Annotated in this window: 20 protein-coding genes; 15 read left to right on the top strand and 5 right to left on the bottom strand. The window is 68.9% G+C overall.

Annotated elements, in window-relative coordinates; all coding sequences use genetic code 11:
• Positions 1 to 122 precede the first annotated feature (122 nt).
• The 5 genes from QMC84_RS15650 to QMC84_RS15630 all read left to right on the top strand — a co-directional run bounded on the left by QMC84_RS15650 (position 123) and on the right by QMC84_RS15630 (position 3,541).
• The gene (locus QMC84_RS15650; RefSeq protein ID WP_300376216.1) at positions 123 to 701 is read left to right on the top strand and encodes a hypothetical protein; all 579 of its coding nucleotides are present in this window, start codon (positions 123 to 125) and stop codon (positions 699 to 701) included.
• Positions 695 to 1,627: a hypothetical protein gene (locus QMC84_RS15645; RefSeq protein ID WP_300376214.1), complete on the top strand. Its 933-nt coding sequence runs from the start codon at positions 695 to 697 to the stop codon at positions 1,625 to 1,627. The genes QMC84_RS15650 and QMC84_RS15645 overlap by 7 nt, the downstream gene beginning before the upstream one ends.
• Complete coding sequence (locus tag QMC84_RS15640) at positions 1,624 to 2,151, top strand: hypothetical protein (protein WP_300376212.1); 528 nt, start codon at positions 1,624 to 1,626, stop codon at positions 2,149 to 2,151. The genes QMC84_RS15645 and QMC84_RS15640 overlap by 4 nt, the downstream gene beginning before the upstream one ends.
• A gap of 204 nt (positions 2,152 to 2,355) precedes the next feature.
• On the top strand, positions 2,356 to 2,670 hold the full coding sequence (locus QMC84_RS15635) for a hypothetical protein (RefSeq protein ID WP_300376210.1): 315 nt from the start codon (positions 2,356 to 2,358) through the stop codon (positions 2,668 to 2,670).
• Positions 2,671 to 2,740: 70 nt separating this feature from the next.
• On the top strand, positions 2,741 to 3,541 hold the full coding sequence (locus QMC84_RS15630) for a hypothetical protein (RefSeq protein ID WP_300376208.1): 801 nt from the start codon (positions 2,741 to 2,743) through the stop codon (positions 3,539 to 3,541).
• A gap of 15 nt (positions 3,542 to 3,556) precedes the next feature.
• Here the strand turns inward: QMC84_RS15630 and QMC84_RS15625 are convergent, their stop codons facing one another.
• The gene (locus QMC84_RS15625; protein ID WP_300376206.1) at positions 3,557 to 4,138 is read right to left on the bottom strand and encodes a hypothetical protein; all 582 of its coding nucleotides are present in this window, start codon (positions 4,136 to 4,138) and stop codon (positions 3,557 to 3,559) included.
• A 335-nt stretch (positions 4,139 to 4,473) separates the two neighbouring features.
• Between QMC84_RS15625 and QMC84_RS15620 the strand changes: the two genes are divergently transcribed.
• On the top strand, positions 4,474 to 5,037 hold the full coding sequence (locus QMC84_RS15620; protein WP_300376204.1) for a hypothetical protein: 564 nt from the start codon (positions 4,474 to 4,476) through the stop codon (positions 5,035 to 5,037).
• Here the strand turns inward: QMC84_RS15620 and QMC84_RS15615 are convergent.
• Positions 5,034 to 5,927 (bottom strand): hypothetical protein, encoded by an 894-nt coding sequence (locus tag QMC84_RS15615; protein ID WP_300376202.1) that lies wholly within the window; start codon positions 5,925 to 5,927, stop codon positions 5,034 to 5,036. The genes QMC84_RS15620 and QMC84_RS15615 overlap by 4 nt on opposite strands.
• Positions 5,928 to 6,281: 354 nt before the next feature.
• Here QMC84_RS15615 and QMC84_RS15610 point away from each other — a divergent pair, with 354 nt between their 5' ends.
• The 9 genes from QMC84_RS15610 to QMC84_RS15570 are packed head-to-tail and all read left to right on the top strand — an operon-like array spanning position 6,282 to position 15,414.
• Entirely contained in the window at positions 6,282 to 7,199 is a 918-nt protein-coding gene (locus QMC84_RS15610) for a hypothetical protein (RefSeq protein WP_300376200.1), read from the top strand.
• Between the two features lie 49 nt (positions 7,200 to 7,248).
• Positions 7,249 to 7,464, top strand: coding sequence for a hypothetical protein (locus tag QMC84_RS15605; RefSeq protein WP_300376198.1), 216 nt, complete (start codon positions 7,249 to 7,251; stop codon positions 7,462 to 7,464).
• A complete protein-coding gene (locus tag QMC84_RS15600) occupies positions 7,461 to 8,306 on the top strand; it encodes a hypothetical protein (protein ID WP_300376195.1) in 846 nt (281 codons plus the stop codon). Before QMC84_RS15605 ends, QMC84_RS15600 begins: the two co-directional genes overlap by 4 nt.
• 38 nt (positions 8,307 to 8,344) lie before the next feature.
• Complete coding sequence (locus QMC84_RS15595; RefSeq protein WP_036492604.1) at positions 8,345 to 8,629, top strand: hypothetical protein; 285 nt, start codon at positions 8,345 to 8,347, stop codon at positions 8,627 to 8,629.
• A complete protein-coding gene (locus tag QMC84_RS15590; protein WP_300376193.1) occupies positions 8,629 to 9,504 on the top strand; it encodes a hypothetical protein in 876 nt (291 codons plus the stop codon). Before QMC84_RS15595 ends, QMC84_RS15590 begins: the two co-directional genes overlap by 1 nt.
• Complete coding sequence (locus QMC84_RS15585; protein WP_300376191.1) at positions 9,504 to 10,280, top strand: hypothetical protein; 777 nt, start codon at positions 9,504 to 9,506, stop codon at positions 10,278 to 10,280. Before QMC84_RS15590 ends, QMC84_RS15585 begins: the two co-directional genes overlap by 1 nt.
• A complete protein-coding gene (locus QMC84_RS15580; RefSeq protein ID WP_300376189.1) occupies positions 10,277 to 12,316 on the top strand; it encodes a type IV secretion system protein in 2,040 nt (679 codons plus the stop codon). The genes QMC84_RS15585 and QMC84_RS15580 overlap by 4 nt, the downstream gene beginning before the upstream one ends.
• 54 nt (positions 12,317 to 12,370) lie before the next feature.
• Positions 12,371 to 13,876 carry an SCO6880 family protein gene (locus QMC84_RS15575; RefSeq protein ID WP_300376187.1) on the top strand — a complete coding sequence of 502 codons (1,506 nt, stop codon included), beginning with the start codon at positions 12,371 to 12,373 and terminating at the stop codon, positions 13,874 to 13,876.
• Positions 13,876 to 15,414 (top strand): ATP-binding protein, encoded by a 1,539-nt coding sequence (locus QMC84_RS15570; RefSeq protein WP_300376185.1) that lies wholly within the window; start codon positions 13,876 to 13,878, stop codon positions 15,412 to 15,414. The genes QMC84_RS15575 and QMC84_RS15570 overlap by 1 nt, the downstream gene beginning before the upstream one ends.
• Positions 15,415 to 15,485: 71 nt before the next feature.
• Here the strand turns inward: QMC84_RS15570 and QMC84_RS15565 are convergent, their stop codons facing one another.
• The 3 genes from QMC84_RS15565 to QMC84_RS15555 all read right to left on the bottom strand — a co-directional run bounded on the left by QMC84_RS15565 (position 15,486) and on the right by QMC84_RS15555 (position 18,809).
• Complete coding sequence (locus QMC84_RS15565; protein WP_300376183.1) at positions 15,486 to 17,183, bottom strand: hypothetical protein; 1,698 nt, start codon at positions 17,181 to 17,183, stop codon at positions 15,486 to 15,488.
• 146 nt (positions 17,184 to 17,329) lie between these two features.
• Positions 17,330 to 17,683, bottom strand: coding sequence for a helix-turn-helix transcriptional regulator (locus tag QMC84_RS15560; RefSeq protein ID WP_300376181.1), 354 nt, complete (start codon positions 17,681 to 17,683; stop codon positions 17,330 to 17,332).
• 46 nt (positions 17,684 to 17,729) lie between these two features.
• Positions 17,730 to 18,809 carry a tyrosine-type recombinase/integrase gene (locus QMC84_RS15555; RefSeq protein ID WP_300376179.1) on the bottom strand — a complete coding sequence of 360 codons (1,080 nt, stop codon included), beginning with the start codon at positions 18,807 to 18,809 and terminating at the stop codon, positions 17,730 to 17,732.
• Between the last annotated feature and the right edge of the window lie 99 nt (positions 18,810 to 18,908).

Raw genomic sequence — 18,908 nt, 5'->3', positions numbered from 1 at the left:
ACGCGCCGGCCTCGGCAGTCTCGCCGAGCTCGTTGACGCCGCCGAAGAGCACTCGAGCACATCAGCCACGACGTCAGCCAGAGATCAGTCGTAACGCCGCCCACCAGCAGAGGAGACACCGCATGAGGAAGCCCAACTCCGTACTCGGGGGAGTGGCCCTCGCCCTGGCCCTGACACTGACGGCCTGCTCGGACGACGGGACCGACCCCGACGCCCAGGACACCCCCACCGCGACGCCGTCGACGACCGCTCCCACGTCCGCTACTCCGACGCCGCAGACGCCGGAGGACCTCGCTGAGGTTGCGCTGATGAGCTACTTCACGATCACCGAGAAGGCCGAGAAGAGCGGCAAGCTCAAGGACCTGGTGAAGCTCTCGGAGGTCGCCACGGGTGATGCGTACTTCAACGAGCGCACCAAGGTCATGGACTACAACGCCAACGGGGTGAGGCTCCGCGGGACAGTCCAGCACGAGCTCGGCGACGTGGTCACCGTGGATAGCGGAACCTTCGTGATTTCGGACTGCGAAGACCGCGCGAAGTCCAAGGTCGTCGTCCTCGCCTCGGGCAACAAAGTGCCGTTCACGGACCCCGACGGCAACCCGATGCCCGACAGGGTGAAGGTCGACTACACCGTCGTGAAGCGAGCGAAGGGCGAGTGGGTGGTCGAGGAGGCCGACGTCCGTTGGAGGGAACAGTGCTGACCGGGACCGTTCGCCTGCTGGCCGCGGGGCTGATGTTCGCCCTGGCGGCCGTCGCCGCGCCCGCGGCCGCCGAAGGAGAGAACTGCCACTACGAGCTCGTCTGTGACGACCAAGGAAACTGCGAACAGAAGCTCGTCTGTGAGGACACCGACCCTGGTGACCCAGGCGACCCCGGCGACCCCGGCGACCCTGGGACACCTGTGTGCATGTTCAACGGAAAGGATGTCCCGTGCACAACGCAGTACAACGGGCTGACCTGGTGGTACAGCGGCGGCTGCTACTTCCACCGAGCTGACCCATGGCCGCCGGAGGTCTTCGAGGACAAGAAGCCCGAGGGTGCGGTCTATCACTACTACTGCCTGCCAGGTGCCCCCGGTGGCTGGGAGTACACGTGGCTGCCCGCCGACCCACCCGGGTACGGCGGCCCAGGGGTCAACCCGCGGGACCTGGCCGAGCAGGCGATCGCCAACATGAACCTCGAGCCGATCACCATCGGCATCGTGCCGAAGCCGGGCCCGAACTCGCTCGGCATCGTCGGGATGCCGACGTGGATGTGGGTCGACAACCCCGCTGGGAACACCTTCGGCCCGATCTCTGAGTCCGTGAGTGCCGGCGGCATCACCGTGACCGCGACAGGTCAGGTCCAGAAGATCGAGTGGAGCATGGGCGACGGCACCGCGCCGGTGGTCTGCACGACCGCGGGCACCGCGTACGCCGATCACTACGGCAAGCAGGACTCGCCCACGTGCGGCCACCGCTACGAGAAGACGAGCTGGGACCAGCCCGACCACACCTTCACGGTGACGGCCAGTTCCTACTGGGTCGTCACCTGGTCCGGCGGAGGCCAGTCCGGAACCATCAGTCTCGATCCTCTCGAGCAGTCCGTCGACCTCCGGGTAGGCGAGGCCCAGGTGCTCACGCAGTGAAGAGCGCACGCGCCGCGGCAACGCTGGGACGACTTCTCGGCCGTGAACAGTGGTACGAGCGGGTTGGCTCGATGCCGGCCAGCAACAGGCACGGCCTGGCGGTGATGGCTGCCGTCTCTGGCGTCGCCTCCGACGTAGGGGTGCGCTACGAGTCGCTGGGCGATGAAGAGGGATCCGTGGTCACGTTCGGCTGCGGTGACAAGCAGCTGCTCGAGGAGTTCTGCCAGGACCTCGACGCGGTCGCCATCGGCCTCGAATGGGTGGGGCCGATCCGCGTCAGCTCGCCGCTGGTCCGTGACACCCAGGGGGCCGAAGCCATCGCAGCGGCTGCCGCCCGGCTCGCCGAGGCCGAGGTGGCACAAGCTGCAGGCCGGGAGCCGTCAGGTGCCTCGCTCGTCGTCGTCACCGAACGCCTAGGGCACGCCGCGGCCAGCGTGACGCCACCAACGACGGCGTCGCAGCGGGCACGCGAAGCCCTCGCCGCGGCGTACGAACGCATGACCGCCGAGCCGGCGCCGTTCTAGCGCTCACTGAGTCCGCGATTGGCGTACCTCGCGCGAGGAACTTTGGCGAAACGAACTTCCCGGCTGCGCTCGTCAAAGTTCGTGATCTTCCGACTCCGGCCAGACTCGGTAGTGTATGGACAGCTCACCTGCGCGAAGCTGCGCCTCCTGGGCAGGTGGAAGCGGAGCGACCGCCGCGCGAGCAACGTCCCGTAGCCTGACATCGTGCAGATGGGGTCCCTGTTCACTCCTGAGCCCGAGCAGTGGGGCCTCCGCGGTGATCCCTACCTCTCGCGGGCACTTCGAGAGGCGCTCGACGAGACGTCGATCCCATCCACGGACGAAGGTGTCGACAACCTGCTCCTCGACCGCATCAAGGACATGACGGGTGTCGACCTCCGCCAGGAACTGCAGGAGGCCTTGTATCGCGAGGAGTTCGCGCACGGAGGAATGTCGAGCGGGCAGATTCATGTTCCGACCTGGAGGGATCGATTCGTCCCTCTACTGATCGCCAGAGCGGCGGGTAGCCGCCGTGACTGAGCCACGGGCTCAGCCGGTCAGCGTCGATCTGCCGGCAACGAGGAGGCGGATCACGAGACTGCACAGGTACGTGGAGAGCAATCTCCTGTCGGAAGGTCAGTTCATCTGTTCGCACTTCCAGCAGTGCCGCAAAACGCGGCGCCAGGGCGATGCTTTCCGGGAGGGCATCATGAGTCACGTCGGCCGGCGGTTCGATCTGACTCTTGGCGGGGAGCCGCTGCGCATTGTGGTGGTGGGCCAGGAGTCCGGGCTGGCCAAAGGTCCTTCGGCTGCCATCTTCGGCCGCAAGGTCACCATGGAAACGCGGTACCGGCAGACGTTGAACGGGTCGGGGTTGGAGCGCCGCTATTACGCGCAGGACGGATACCCGGGACGCAATCCCCATATGCGAGGCACGACGACGGCGCTGAGGCTGCTCCTGGGAACGGGTCTCGGTACTGACTACGAGGGTGAGTTCGTGCGCCCCATCAAGGGGCAACCCTTCCACCTCTTCGACGGCTTTGCCCTGGTGAACCGGCTGCTCTGCTCTGCTGGGCCACCCGGCGGTAGCCAGGGGCGCCCAACAAGCACCATGGCTCGGAACTGCGGCATCCACTTCGCCGCCACATTGTCGATCCTCGAACCAACGATCGTGATCTTGCAGGGCGCCAAGGTCGCCAAGTGGGCGGCCGGTGTTCTTGCTCCGGCGCGACTACAGACGGAATACCTGTATGAGGCCATCCACGATGGTCGCCGCGTCGTCGTCTGCAGCTTCTCCCACCCTTCCGCTCACGGCTCCGTCAGATGGGGAGATCGACCGGATGCTCCGTACGTCGCGAAGGTGGTCGCCCCAACGTTGCAGGCCGCGCTCCAGCTGAGTGGGAACTCCTGATAAGCAGCAACTGGGTCATAGGCCTACGGCGGCTCGGAGCCGGTCGCGCACCGCGGCGTACGCGGCAGCGCCGTCTCGATCGGGCGCAGGGACCCGGATGAGCGGCGGGTGCCCCATCAGTGGTGTCACGAGATCGCGGAGTGCGTCGTTGAAGGCACGCTGACGCTGGCGGCCGCCCGGGCCGAACCCGATGGCGGGCTTGCTAGCCCGATAGCGATCTGCCTTGTGGGCCCGCGTCTCGCACAAACGCTTGTACCCATCGAGGTCGAATCCGAGAGGCACGTCGTTTGGGTAGAGGCTGAGGGTCACCAGACGATGCGAGGTGAAGTGTTGCTCCTCATCTGTCTCGATGAAGACCCCGCTCTCGACGTGCAGAAAGTCGCCTGGAAGGACCGTCGCTTTCTTCGCGGCCTGTTCCGGCTCGATGCCACCGAGGGTCTTGAAGATCTCGTCGAGCACAGGCAGCACCGGAGCGGCTTGTTCAGGCAGGCCCAGGTGCCCGCGCTGGTTGATCCACGGAACTCGGGCTCGCACCAGGACGATCCCATCCGCCGCGGCCGCCGCCTGGAAGGCGTTCTCACAATCACCTCTAGCCATGGTCAGCAGTCTCCTTCGTCGAGTCAGATCAGCAGGCGATGATCAACAAGTACCGCCGCTGGCACCCGACGCAGTACCGATCATCGGAGCCGCTGGCGCAGCGTCGAACGCCAACGACAGACCGATCCAAGCGGCGATCACGGCCCGCGAATCACTACCGACCGAGTATTCTTTGAACAACGATCGATTGCCCGGCTGTCCGCGCTGAACACGCCGCAGGTGCGCCTTCGGGCGACCATCGTGCAATGTTCATTGTGCCGAGAGGGGTCTGTCGCGGCGCTTGAGGCAGCGTCGCCTGGCAACACCGCGACGGTTGGCGGTGGCACGCTGGAGTCATGGACGAGACCGATCTGGCCGAGCTCGCGGAACTGCTGCGCGAGCGCAACCTCGTCGACGAACGCATCGGCCGACTGATCAACCGGCCGATGACCGCTGGTCACGCTGGGGAGTGGATCGCGTCGCGGATCTTCGACATCGAGCTCGAGCCGAGCGCGGTCGCCAAGGCCATCGACGGACGGTTCCGTTCGGGACCGCTGACGGGGAAGAGCGTGAACGTCAAGTGGTACCTCAAGCGTGAGGACATCCTGGACATGACCGAGGCGGCGGAGCTCGACTACTACCTGGTCCTGACCGGCCCGAAGGCGACCGCGAAGGATGTGCGGACCAATAGGGCGTGGAGGATCGATGCCGTCTACCTGTTCGACTCCCAGCGGCTACTGGCCGAGCAGCACGCCCGTGGAGTAAAGGTCGGAGTCGCATCCGGTGTCCGCGTGCCGCAGTGGCTGGCGGCAGAGATCTACCCGGCCGCAACGAATCCTGCTCTACCCCCTGACCGGGGATCAGCGTCGTCAGTTGGCTCTGTTCGGCGGGTGATACCCGCGGCGGCACGCCCGCCCTAGCGGTGGTCGTCTGGTGACATGAACGTGGAGATGTCGGAGCTGGGCACGCACGGCTTCTCCAGTCGGGCGGCGAGTTCCTCCTCGGTCAGCTCCCGAGAGGCCGGCGCTACGTAGTCCGGGTCGTCCCATCCACAGCGGATGCAGGTACCGGCGACCATTCGGTAAGAGCCACAACTCTCGCACCGGCTCCTCGCGCCGGTCGCCGCCCGCAGGCATATGGCGGTGATCATCGATAGGAAGTGGCTCACCGCCGTGACTCCGATGTGTGCGTCGTAGGCGATCGCGTTCTTGGCGTGGGTCAGCCAGTTGACGTAGTCCCACGTCTCACGTGTCAGCTTGGTGCTGTACGAGCGCAGCTGCTTGCTGGAAGGACCCTCGGCTTGATCAGCGATCAGCAGGTTGGTCCAGCCCACGACGTCAGCTTGCTTGGGGGCGTCGCCGCCTTCGGGTACGAGCGCGTCGTCGGCCACTTCGTCGGCGTAGGTGACCATCGCCTCGCGCAGTCTCACCCCGACCGCCTGGAAGTCCTCGGCCTCCCGGGCGCCGTCGAGGGACTCGACCGCCTGCTCCCAGAGGCGCCACGCTCGCGGGAGTAGTCCCGCGGCGTCCTCGGTGATCGGGACTTCCTCCCGGCTGGCGATGCGCACCATGAGCCCGACGTGAAAGGTGAGCGCGACGTCGCGGCTGGTGAAGTCTTCCTGCGAGTAGTAGTTGAGCGAGTTGCTGATCGCCCACCAGCGGCTGCCCCTGCAGTGCACGTCCCAGATGTCGTGCAGCACCGAGCCGACCCGCTCGACGGCGACCTTCTCCAAGTGCACCACTGGGTCGTCGGCCATCTGAGCCGCGAAGTAATCGAGGACCTGTTCTCGCTCGAGGTCGGGGGCCTTCACCGTCGGCCCCCCTGATCATCGGCAATCACCTCGCCAGTCTGACAGGGCACTCCGTCACCCGACCGGTCCGCTGGCGTCAACGACCGCTGGCCTGAATGGCTACCGGGCCGGTGTTGAAAAGTAGGTCCGCGCCGGTTGGAAAAGTTCGCTGCGTCTGACAGCAGCAAATAGGACCCCGCAAGGGGTCCGCCAGAAACTTTCTCAACTTTCGGGGGGACGCGCTCTGACCTGCGCAAACGCGCGCCCCCCTCCGCGTCCCCCCCTTGAAATCGGGCCTTGGGGGGACGGATGCGGGGACACGCGCTCGCGACCTTTCTTGCCGTAGCTCAACCACGGACGAAGGGGGCGAGGGCGATGAGTGTGGGCGACCAGCTCGATCTCGACGACAACAGCGAAGTGCTTGACCAGGCCCGCAGCAAGTGGCCGGACTGGGTGGCGGCGGACTCCCGGCTCGACGTCGTCGCGGAGTTCGACGACCTCCGCGCATGGCTGCCCTCGGTGGACCGAGACGCATCGGACGAGGTCCTCCTGGCGCTGGCGATGCTGGCCGCCCCGGACGGCGGCGACGACATCGCGGCGGCCGCCGCGCTCGCCAAGTGCCTGCTCCCGGGAGCCTGCCGGCTCGCCGGCTGGTTGAGCACGTTGCCCCCGAAGGAGGTCTTTCGCGACAGCCAACCGCTCGTAGGCGGCACCTGGTCCGCGGTCGAGCGGATCGACGAGCTCGTGGCCTCCCAGCTGTGGATCGAGGTCCGCACCTTCCCCTGGCGGCGGCTGCGCAAGGTCGCCGCGAACATCTTGATGAACACCCGGGTCGGCGTGCTGCGCGAGGTCGGCGACTTCTTCTGCGTCTCCCGCGCCGACCGGACCTGGGCCAACACCACCCTCGTCGAGTCCCTCTCCTCCGGCGAGATGCTGACCGGGCGGGTTGCCGGCGCGCTGTTCCACCGCCCCGAGATCCTCGCCGACAAGTCCGGCCCCGACCACGACGAGCCGTCGGCCACCGAGGAGCTCCTGGAGCTGCTCGCCTGGGCGTGCGAGCGCAGGGTCATCAGCGACGCCGACCGCTACCTGCTGTTGTGCCTGGTCGAGGAGGCCGACCGGGTCGAGACCCGCAACCTGACCCGCGGTTACGGCGGCCTGATCGGCAACGAGCTCTCAAGCCGGGTCGCCCCCCGAGTCGGCGTCTCCGAGGCCACCGTCCGCCGCCACGCCTCGCGCAGCATGCGTGCGCTCGCCGAGGCCGCACCGAGGAAGTTCGGCCATGACAAGTGATCGCTCCCGGCGCCCCGCGACACATAGGCGACTGGAGGTGGTGAAGCCCATGACAAACACCCAGGACGGGCCCCGGACGCCGCAGGAGATCGCCGAGCTGTTCACGATCGCAGGCCGCGAGACCGAGGCGATCCAGCAGCTCACCGGCTGCGTCGAGCAGCTGCACGAGGTACAGGCCGCCAAGCGGGAGCTGGCCAGCCTCACCCCGGCCGAGGTCCGGGCCGCCCTGGAGTTCCGCCGCGCCGGTCTCGGGGAAGCCGGGTGAGCACCCAGGCCACTACCCGGCCGGTCGCCGTCGACGAGCTCAAGCGCGCCTGGCACGCCGTGAACGCCGGCGACTTCCGCACCGGCGCCGGTACCGGAGCGGGCTCGCGCGGCCGCGGGCCCACCGGTGAGACCGCATGGTCCCCGGCGACCGGCGAGCACACCATCGCGGTGCTCGGATGCGCCGGCTCGGTCGGCTCGAGCACCGTCGCCCTGGCCGCCGGCCTCGCCGCCGCTGCGCCGGTCCGCGTCGTGGAGTGCTGCTCGGTGACCGCGTCCGGGCTCGCCGCGGCGAGCACCGCCGAGCTCGGGCTGCACCCGGCCGACTGGCGCCAGGGCAAGCGCGACCACGTCCTGATCGAGCGCGCCAGCGGGGTGTTGGCCGGCGTCGACGAAGTGCCCCTGCCGACCGAGGCGGAGCACCAGAGCCAGGTGACGATCCTCGACGTCGGCTGGGAGGCCGGCCAGCTGCTGGCCACCGACTGCTGGCTCGCCACGGCGGTCCGTGCCGCGGACCAGATCGTCCTGGTCACCACAGCGACCATGCCCGGGATGCGTCGCCTCGGGGTCGCCATCGACCTGCTGTCCAACCACTGGCAGCCCGAGCAGATCTCCCTCGCCGTGTGCGGTCCCCGCCGCAAGAAGTGGCCCCGCGGCCTCGAGCACGCCGGTGGACCGGCCGTGCGCCGCGCCCTGGACGCGGACCGGTGCGTGGAGATCCCCGCGGACCGCGAGCTCGCGGTCAGCGGCCTGGACTCCCGCCGCGTTCCCGCCGCCCTGATCTCGGCAGCACGCCAGCTGCTCGAGCCCGCCCACCTCCTCGTCGACGACACAACCGCCTGATCCAGGCCAACCAGAAAGGAAGTCCACCCGTGGACCTCATGACCGCAACTACCGTGATGGCCGCCAAGGTCTGCCCGCAGGCTCCTCCCGGTGCTGTCGGCCCCACCAACGAGATCACCGGCTACGTGCTGTGGGGCGTCATCATCCTGTTCGGCCTCGGCCTGATCATCGGCCTTGGCGCGATCATCGCTGGCCGCGTCTTCTCGATGCAGCATGCCTCGAAGGTGGGCGTCATCTCGATCGTGGTCGTGTTCATGTGCGCGATCGCCTACCTGGCGCTGCCCGGCATGCTCAACGGCATCCTCGGCCAGGGCTGCATCTGATGCGGCGCGCAGTCACGACGAAGGCCGCACCGGATGCCGGGGGCTCCGAGTGGGGCCGGGGCCGTCTGCTCGGGATCCTGGTGGCCGCGGTCGTCGTGGCTGCGCTCCTGCTCGGCGGCGTCGGGTACGCGGTCTACCTGGGGCTCGCCGGCATCGGAGACGACGCCAACGCCACGCCGGGAGCGGCCACGGGAGAGGCCGACCGCTCGACCGTGGCCCAGGGCACCGCCCACCGCGACGAGATGGCGGCCGAGCCGATGCTGACCGTCCCGGAGAGCGCCGCCTTCCCGGCCGAGACGGCTAGCGAGACCGCGCCCACCATCCAGATCCCTGCCGGGACCGGCGTGAACGGCCCCGGGTTCGTCATGACCGGGTTCCCCCACACCCCCGAGGGCGCGATCGGGCAGCTCGCCCAGATCGACACCGCGGTCCTGCAGTCGATGAGCCTGCAGACCGCCCAGGAGGTCTACAGCACCTGGGCCCTGCCCGGCGGAGTCAGCGCCGAGGACTGGTGGATCACCGCCAGCGTCCGCGCCTTCCTCACCAGCACCGACATGGGCGAGGTCAAGGACCCCAGCGCCTCGGTCACCCTCGAGCCGGCGGCCGCCCTGGTCAAAGGGACCGACGGCCCCGACTGGTCAGTCGTCTGCGTGCTGATGAAGGTCACCGCGACCTACAAGCAGGAGGCCCAGATCGCATTCGCGCACTGCGAGCGCATGCAGTGGGTCGGCGGCCGCTGGATGGTCGCCCCCGGAGCACCGCCGGCACCCGCACCCGCGACCTGGCCCGGCACCGCCCTGGCCAACCAGGCCGGCTGGCGCACCTGGTCGACCGACAACACCACCGACCCCAGCTACTCGGGAGACGAGCACTGATGAGCAACCTGATGACCGACAGCAACTCGCGCAGCAACCTCCTGCGCATCGGCGCCCTGGTGGCCATCGCCTGCCTGGTCGCCACGGCCGTCTGGCTCGGCGCCCGCGGCCGCGCCGACGGCAGCGACAAGACCACCACGGGCGACCCGTCCTCGTTGTCGACGCAGTCCTCCGGCGTCGAGCAGACCGCCCCCGAGACCGCGCCCACGGACGGCGTCGTCATCCCCGGCGGCGCCGACCAGGCCAACGGCTACCCGACCGGATTCCCCCAGACCGACCTGGGCGCCGTCGCGCTGCAGATCGAGGTCGCCAAGGCACAGGTCGGGTTCGACTACGACCAGGCCGTCACCGTCGCCGGCCTCTACGCCGACCCCGCCGATAAGGCGGTCTTCGAGGAGCGCGCCCGCGACGCCGTCGCGCTGCGCCGCCAGCAGGCCGGCGTCCCCAGGGACGGCGACGTGCCCACGCCCGCGTCGTACGCCGTGACACCGATCGCCTACAGCCTCGAGGAGCTGGGCACCGACTACTACGCGGTGAACCTATTGAGCTACGTCACGCTCACCACCGCCGAAGGCGAGGTCAAGGACGGCCTGTACGCCGGCACCCAACTCATGCGGTGGCTCGAGGTCGATGGTGTCTGGGACTGGCGGCTGGTCCAGGGCAGCTCCGAGGACATCGAGCACCTGGTCCAGGAGGGTCAGCCGCAAGCGGTCGCCCCCACCACCCCGGAGTTCAAACAGGTCGGCTGGGTGCCGATCAACGGCGCTACGCAGTGACCGCCCCGACCAACCGCCCGTCCCGCACGAGTCGCGGAAGCCTGATCCGCATCGGGATCGGCGCCCTCGCGGTTCTGCTGCTGACCACCCTCCTCGGCGCAGCCTCGACCCTGCAGCCGCCGGCCGCAGCGGCCGCCGACACCGCGACGTCGACGACGCTGACCACCGCAGCGCCCGCCGTGTCCGCCCGCGTAGAGACCGCCGGCCACCTCCCAGCGCGCAACCTCAAGCAGGGCTGCCCGGGTCCCGACGCCCTGTGCGACCTCGGCGGCGACGCGCTCGACTGCGCCGAAGACCCGATCGACTGCGGCAAGGACGCAGCTGACGGGGTGACGGACGGCGTCGACGGTGCACTCGACGGCCTCGGCGGGCTCGCCGAGGACCTGCCCAGCCCCGGCGACCTGATCCCGGACGGGCTGCCCGGCTGCGGCCTGCTGGACGCGGTCTGCGACGGGCTGGGCGGTCTCCCCGGCGTCCCCGGTCTTCCCGGCGTTCCTGGGCTCCCGAACCTCGGCGATCTCTTCGGAGGCGGGATCCCCGGCCTCGGCGACATCCCGAACCCGTTCGAGGCCATCGGCGACGTCATCGCCAAGGCCGCTGCCGACGCCTGGACCGCGGCCATGCTGGCGATCTGGAATAGCGGCCTGTTCGTGCTGCGCATCGTGCTCACGTTCAGCGAGCTGTTCTTGACCCCCGACCTGCGCGCCGACGGGCCTGGCAAGGACGTCTACGCCTTCACGCTCTGGCTGGCGCTCGCCATGGTGGTCATCTTGGCGATGATCCAGCTCGGCGCCGCGGCCTTCAAGCGCGAGGGCAAGAGCCTCGCGCACGCCTTCATCGGCGCCGGCCAGTTCGTCATCGTCTGCGCCTGCTGGTTCGGCTACTGCGGGATGATCGTGGCGGCCTGCGGTGCCCTCACCCGGGCCCTGATGAAGTCGCTGCTCAAGGTGCAGACCTGGCCCGACTGGGACCCCCTGGGCGGCCTCGGCGCCGAAGACGTCTCCGACGCGGCGGTGGCCACTGTGCTCGCCTTCCTCGGGATCTTCCTGTGGCTGGCCGCCATCGGGCACATCCTGGTCTACCTCGCCCGCGCAGCCTCGCTGCTGGTCCTGACCGCCACCGGCCCGCTGTCCGCAGCCGGGTTGGTCTCGGACTTCACCCGCTCCTGGTTCTGGAAAAGCCTGCGCTGGTTCCACGCCGCGGCGTTCACCCCCGTGCTGATGGTGATGGTGCTCGGCATCGGTGTACAGATGTCCAGCGGTGTCGCGGCCCACCTCGCCGACGGCGCGGAGAAGTCGGTCGGCACCGCACTCCCCGCGGTCATGCTGATCCTGGTCAGCGTCGTCGCACCGCTGGCGTTGTTCAAGCTGCTGGCCTTCGTCGACCCCGGCACCCCCTCGGGTGCGTCGTTCCGGCAGGGCATGGCGATCCAGGGCGGCCTGCAGGGACTGGTCGGCGGCGGCGCGTCCGGTGGCGGCTCCTCGGCGGCCTCCGCGATGGACCCCAGCGGCCGGTCGGGCGGCGAGCAGAGCGCCGAGGCGTCCACGGGCGACCGGTTCAACAAGTCCACCCAGGGCTTCCTGGGCAGCTTGGGCCCCGTCGGCCAGGCGATGTCGACCGGCATGGGCTGGATCAACAGCGCCGGCGCCAAGGCCACCTCGCTGATGTCGGATGAGTCCAACCAGGCCGGTGTCGGGCAGAGCACCTACGGGCCCGACTTCAGCGGGCTGGGCGGCAGGCAGTCCGGTGGCCAGTCCGGGGATCAGTCCGGCGGCACCCACCCCGGGTCGCAGAACAGCGGCGACCCCAGTGACACGGACCCGCCGAGCCCGCCGATGCCGCCCGCACCTCCCACTCCACCGACCCTGCCCACGGGCGGTGGCCCCGGCGGCGGCTCCGGTGGCCAGGGCGGCTCCTCCGGTGGAGCAAGTGGCGCGGGAGCCGCACCCAAGACACCGGCTGCAGGCGGCGGGGGAGCGGCTGGCGGTGCCGGTGGCGCCGGAGCAGCTGGCGGAATCCCCCCGGTCGCGGTCTAACCCGATCCGCGCAACCCCCCATACGGACCCCGACGAGATGGAAGGAACCCATCGATGACCACCTACGCCGACTACCAGCGCGACCGGATCGGCTGGTTCTTCGGACTATCCGGAGGCCAACTGATGTTCCTGGCGCTGGCGAGCCTGCCGGCGTTCTGGGCGATCAGCCGCGGAGCCTGGTTCTCCGCCCTCCTGTTCGCCATGGTCTGGCTGTTCGCGCTGGCCATCACCATCATCCCGGTCCGGGGCCGCTCGGCCACCGGCTGGGTGTTCGCCTCGACGATGTACGCCGTCGGCGGCCTGCTCGGATGGACGTCGTTTCGGGCCAGGGCCTCCCAGGGTCGCGCCGAGGACCTCGACACCCCGGACCTGCCCGGTGTGCTGCAGGGCATCCAGATCCACGACGGGCCTCCGCACGGATCGCAGCTGCAGCGGGTCGCGATCATCCAGGACCACGCGACCAAGACCTGGGCGGTCACCGCCGCGATCGTCCACCCGGGCATCGGCATGAAGGACATCGAGGAGCGCACCCGCTACGGCGAGGGTCTCGCCGGGCTGATCGACGTCGCAGGCCGCACCGAGAAGGTCGACGAGATCCTCTTCATGGTGCGCACCGTCCCCGAAGACGGCGCCGAGCGGGAGCTGTGGGTCAACAAGCACCGGCGCCCCAACGCCCCGAAGCTGTCCGAGCTCGTCAACAGCGACCTCGCCCACGGACTGACCCGGGCCTCGGTCCGCACGGAGATGTTCGTGACCATCGTCGTTCCCGAGACCCGGATCACCCGGTCGGCCAAGGAGTCCGGCGGTGGCCTTGAGGGCCGGGGCCGGGAGATCTACCTCCTCATGGCCGAGATCGAGGCCCAGCTGCGCGGGCCCATGGGGATGACCTCGGTGCGGTGGCTGACCAGCCCAGAACTCGCACTGGCGAGCCGGACCGGGTTCGCTCCGGGCGACCGGGCCGGCATCGTCGAGGCGCTGGCGATGCGGGAGAAGGACGCAGGAGTCAACGCCGACGTCCCCTGGGCGATGGCCGGACCCTCTGGCGCCGATGCCACGGTGCGGCACTACAGCCACGACGCGTGGAACTCGATCAGCGCCACCATCAAGCTGCCCAGCCGTGGCGCGGTGATGGGTGCGCTGGCGCCGATCCTCACCCCGAGCGAGTCGGGGGAGCGGCGCTCGTTCCTGGTCGCCTACCCGGTCGTGTCGCAGTCGAAGGCGGACCGGCAGTCCGGCAACGCCGAGTGGGCAGCCGACCTGGCCGAAGGGATGAACGAGAAGCTCGGCCGAAAGACCCGTGCCAAGCAGCGCGACGAGGCCTACAAGGCCCGCGGTCTGGACGCCAAGCTGGCCCGCGGCAACGCACTGACCCGGCCCTACGCCGTGTGCACGGTCACCGTGCCCAAGACGCTGCGGATCACCGAGTTCGGCCGCCGGCTGGACGCCTCGGTGCGCCGCGCGGGGTTCGCGCCGCTGCGGCTCGACCTCGCCCAGGACACCGGGTTCGCCGCCTCCACCATCCCACTGGGCACCAGCCTCACCCGGTCCGGAGACGCCTGATGTCCACCACAGCACGGGGCAACCGCCGCGGCGGGCGCGACATGGCCGCCCTGCTCTCGGACTTCGGCCACGACCTGCCGACCACCCCGGCCCCGGCCCGCGAGGCCAAGGAGCCCCGATCCTTCAAGTACGCCCCTCGGCGGGGTGCGGCACGACCCGGTCGCGGCTGGGCGCCAGCCAAGGCGCCGGCCCAGGCGTGGCGGATGACCAGCGATCAGGCACCGGTGCTCTGGCCCTTCGTGTCAGCCCCCGCACTGCCCCCGACCGGGGCTCAGATGGGCGTCGACCAGCTCTCCGGCGGCTCCTTCTACTGCGACCCGTTCGGGTGGGTGCTGCGCGACGACGTCACGGCGACCAACCCGAACATCTTCCAGTTCGCCAAGCCCGGAACCGGCAAGTCAGGCACCACCAAAGCCTTCTGCAACCGGATGATGCCGTTCGGCTACCGCACCCTGGTCCTCGGCGACCCGAAGGACGAGTACGAGTCGCTGTGCCGAGCGCACGGCGTCGAGCCGTTCGTCATCGGCCCAGGCTTGCGCACCCGGATCAGCCCGCTGGCGATGGGCCCGCTCGGACACGGCTGGGAGAAGCTCTCGGCCGAGGAAGCGCAGCGGCGCACCACGATCATCTTCAAGCGCTGGCTCGTGCTGGTCCGCGGGCTCGTCGGCAGCATGAAGATCGACGACCAACGACGCGTGCCCTTCGGGCCCGACGAGAGCGACGTCGTCCGCAACGCGCTGCAGATCCTCACCGGCTACGCCGCCGGGAACTCCACGCTGCGCGAGACGACGATCCCGCAACTGTGGGAGCTGCTGCGCAATCCCTCCGAGGACCTCGTCAAGGCCTGCGAGTTCGGAACAAGACGGCAGTTCCTCGACGAGACCAGGCTGCTGCGCAACGCGCTCGGCGAGCTGGTCACCGGCACCCTGGCCGGCCTCTTCGATGACTTCACGAACATCGAGGTCGACTGGCGGGCACCGATCCAGTCGTTCAGCCTGTCGCGTCTCGACGGCCTGGGCGACGAGGCCGTGGGCATCGCGCTGCTGTGCATGAACTCGTGGGGCCGCGGGCTTCGCGAGATCGCCGAGCCCGGCGACCTGCGCATCGTCGTGCGTGACGAGGTCTGGAAGCAGATGCGGCTGGGCGTCGCCGCAGTCATGAGCTTCGACGCCGACCTGCGGCTCTCGCGAGGCATGGCCGGCAAGGGCGGCGACATCCAGTTCGCCAACCTCCACAAGCCCTCCGACCTGCTCTCGGTCGGTGACGCCGACTCCCAAGCCACCATGATCGCCAAGGACCTGCTTGAACTGGCCGACATCAAAATCCTCGGCGGCCAGAAGCCGAAAGTGGCGCGCGAACTCGACTCCATGCTCGGCCTCGGGCCGATCGCCCAGGACCTGGTCTCCGGGTGGGCGATGCAGGACAAGGGCCGGGCGCTGTGGTGCATCGGCGACGCCACCTACAAGGTCCAGACCGTGCTCCACCCCCTCGAGAAGGAGCTCTATTACACCAACGAGGCCATCGCTCTCGCACTATGACTTTTCGTCGAAATACTGACGGTTTCGCAGGGAATTGCCACCTGCTTGCGGGGTTCTCGCAGCACCGGGGTTCATTTTCGTGGGACTCGTGGACCTTCGATTCTCAGGTCGGGGTGCTCGATGGTGCCAAGGTAGCGCGTCGCTCCGCTGATGCTGAGTCCGAAGAGGTCGCACAGGCGTCGGACGTCGCCGCCGGTGGCGTGGATCTCGTGGAGGATCCGGTCCTCGCGCAGGGCCTGGGCCCGCAAGGCAGACCCGAGCCAGGGGTAGTTGGGTCCTGCCGGGACGAGTCGGGGTGCGGTTCGCCGGTTGATGAGCAGGTGCGGGTTGGCGCTGTTGGGCCAGGTTCGGTTGCGGTGGTCGAGCCAGGCCGCCAGCCGGGTCCGCACAGGCGCTGCGAGGGGTATGTCTCGCCTGCCGAGGTGCAGGCGTCCGTCGACGATGTCGGTCAGCAGCAGGTGGCGCAGCTGGCTGAGGCTCAGGGCGTGGAATGCCACCAGCGCCACGGCGAGCGCGGTGGCGGGGTTGGGCGAGCTCAGCTCGGCCCGAATCAGGGCAGGGTCGACGGCCAGCGGGATGTTGGTCGCGACCGGCGTGGGTTTGAGTCCGCGAGTTGGGTTGGCGAAGACGAGCTTGCGGCCCTTGAGGATCTTGAACAGCGACTTGAGTCCGAGTTCGGCGAAGTGCCTCTCGGTCTGCTTGGTTGGCAGCGCAGCCACGACGTCAGCGTGGGTGACCTCGGCGAAGGACTGGTAGCCGGCCTCGGCCCAGGCCTGGACGATCGGCGCGATCCCGCGGATGTGCACTTCCACGGTCGCCGGATCGCGCGGGAGCTGGCGTGGCGATTGGCGGGAGCCACCGAGCATGATCTGCAGCCACAGCTCGAGGTGCCGGCGCATCAAGGGCGGCAGCGCGCCGGAGTTGCCATCGGAGTTGCCATCGGAGTCGGTGAACTTGGCCGTGAAGTACTTCTCCACCCGGGTAGGGACGTCCTCGATGAGAAGGCCGGCTTCGGCCAGGACGTCGATGGTGGAGGAGATGGTGCCGTCGTAGCGGCGCAGGGCCACGACGTCGCTGGCTCGGATCTTCGCGGTGGGCGTGGGTCGCACGGTCTGCAGCATCCGAAGCGTCTGCATCACTGCATTGCGCTGTCGCACGCTCCATCCGTAGCGACGGGCGTGGTCGGCGAGGATCGCGGCGCAGTAGCGGGTCAGATCGCTGTCTTCGACCAGGATGCGCTGGCGCAGGACCGCCGGATCGGGTGCCATGTCGAACAGGGCGAGCTGCTCTGGGGCCTGGTCGTCGAAGCGGGTTCCTGGCTGGTGGGGCAGCTGGTTCTTGTTCTTCAGGGACCATCTTCGCGTCCAGGTGACGTACTCGGGCTGCGGGGTGGCACGCCGCTTGAAGAGCATGTTGGCGAGGAACAGCTGCTGGCTGTGCCTGTTCGCCTCGGCGATGTCGGGTGCGCGGCCGGGCGTTTGCTCGAGGCGGGCATTCTCCAGGCACAGCCGGCACGCTCGTTGCTCGCTGATATGGCTCTCGCGGCCGCAGAAGGCGCAGGTTCCCTTGCGGTAGTGGGTCTGCCACCACTTGCACGACCAGCAGGTCCAGTTGTAGCGGGGGTAGACGCCCCAGGCCAGGCATCCCTTGCAGGAGTCGATGTGCTCGGGGCTGCTGGGATGGCACCGGCTGCACAGTCCCTGGCTGAAGTAGTCGTCGTGGCTGCCGCAGCGTCGGCACGGTGGCGCAACGAACGGACCACCGGGCAAGCAGCCGTAGCAGTAGTCGACCCGAGGACTGGTCCACGCGACTCGGTTGCCCCCACATCGGGCGCACGGCTGCGGCAGCCGCAGCGGCGCGTTCGGGCCCGGCGCTGGCACCTGGTCCTCGCGTTCGACGGAGTGTTCGTCGGGGCCTACAGCGGCGGGGTGGAACGGGGGTTGCCGAACCGCGGACTCACGTTCGGTGAGCCACCCCCACCGCCGCCATTCTCGTCCGGGTCGCCGTTGCCGTTGGCGGCTTCGGTGTTCTGGGGCCGTTGCTCGGCCACCTTCTCGGGCTCGGGTGTCATCAGGTCGTTGGGCGTGCACTCAAGGACGGCGCAGAGCACGTCGAGCTCTGCGAGCCGCATCGTCGGTGGGCTCCCTGCCCACCAGGACGACATCTTCCCGGCGCTGATCTCAAGGCCGGCCTCGGCGAGCATCCGGCGCAGCTGTGCTGACTTCCAGATCCCACGTTCAGCGGCCCGCAGACGTAACTGCCACTTCATCTTGGTCTCCTCTCTCGGCTCGTCACTTCGCTGGATCGGTGCGGGTTCAGGTGTCCAAGCCGAGTCGGGCCTCGACTCGGTGGTTGGCGTTGTTCCAGGCGCGTTCGACGTGGTCGCTGCGCACGTGCACGTATCCCGACGTCGAGGACAAGAACGCGTGGCCCAACAACTCCTGGATGGCCTTAATGTCCATGCCTGCCTCATAGAGCGAGGAGGCGCAGTAGTGCCGCAGCACGTGCGGCGACATGCGTCCCGACCAGGCTGGCAGCCAACAGTCGACCTGGCTGCTCAAGGTCCGTCGCAGCACATCAGCGCGCACTCGTCGGCACCGCTCCAAGTCGCGGTCGATCCGCTCCGATGGCAGCAGCGGTGCGTCCGGGTCGGCCCAGTCCGCCCCGAACTGGGGGCGGATCTCGGCCAGCCACCAGTCGATCAGCTCGGCCGCACCGTTGATGCCCGGCACCAGCCGCGGCCTTGGCCCGCGACCATGGGCGCCCTTGCCGAACCGGACATGGAGCTTGCCGAACCCACCCAGGTCTGGCCGCCAGTCGCGGATGTCAAGCATGACCGTCTCGTTGATCCGCAGGCCGAGTCGACGCCACAGCGATGCCGCGAAGTAGTCCCGTGCCGCAGGCAGATAGCGGCGCGCCTGCGGAACCGACCGACGCCAGCCGTCGAACAGATCCTCGACCTCCTCATCGCGCGGCGGCACCCGCACCTTGCCCAGCGAGTGGCCGGGCTGTCGGTTGTACTCGTCGATCGGCTGCTCAACGGCGACGCCAGTGGCCTGACGGATCGCGCCCTCGTAGCGAGCGATGAGGAACTCGTAGAACAACGCCAGCGTTCCCGCCTTGCCGGCGCGGGTCGACACGCTGCGGCCCAGACGACGCTGCTCGGCCAAGAACACGTCGGCGTTCTCACAGGTCGCCTCCCACAACGGGACGGTCAAGGACCGCGCGAACTCGATCACGATCGCCCGGCTGTTGCGGATGTGTCCGTCGCTCAACCCCGAGGCCGCCATCGCCAGCGCGTACTGGTCGACCAGCTCCTGCTCGAAGTCCTCAGCATCTTGCGCCGTGGTCAAAGCCGGCTCGGTCGATCCACCCGGCAGCGCGACCAGCTTCACCGGAACCTCAGTTCATGCGGGCAGAGCATGCATCGACGCTACACCCAAACCGTCAGTGAGAGCGAGTATTCGTCAATGGATGAAGTCCATGCCCCTGAA

Source organism: Nocardioides sp., from assembly GCF_030019515.1.
Taxonomy (GTDB): Bacteria; Actinomycetota; Actinomycetes; order Propionibacteriales; family Nocardioidaceae; genus Nocardioides.
Note: the sequence above shows the minus strand (reverse complement) of the source record. Positions and strands in the feature narration are given on the sequence as shown.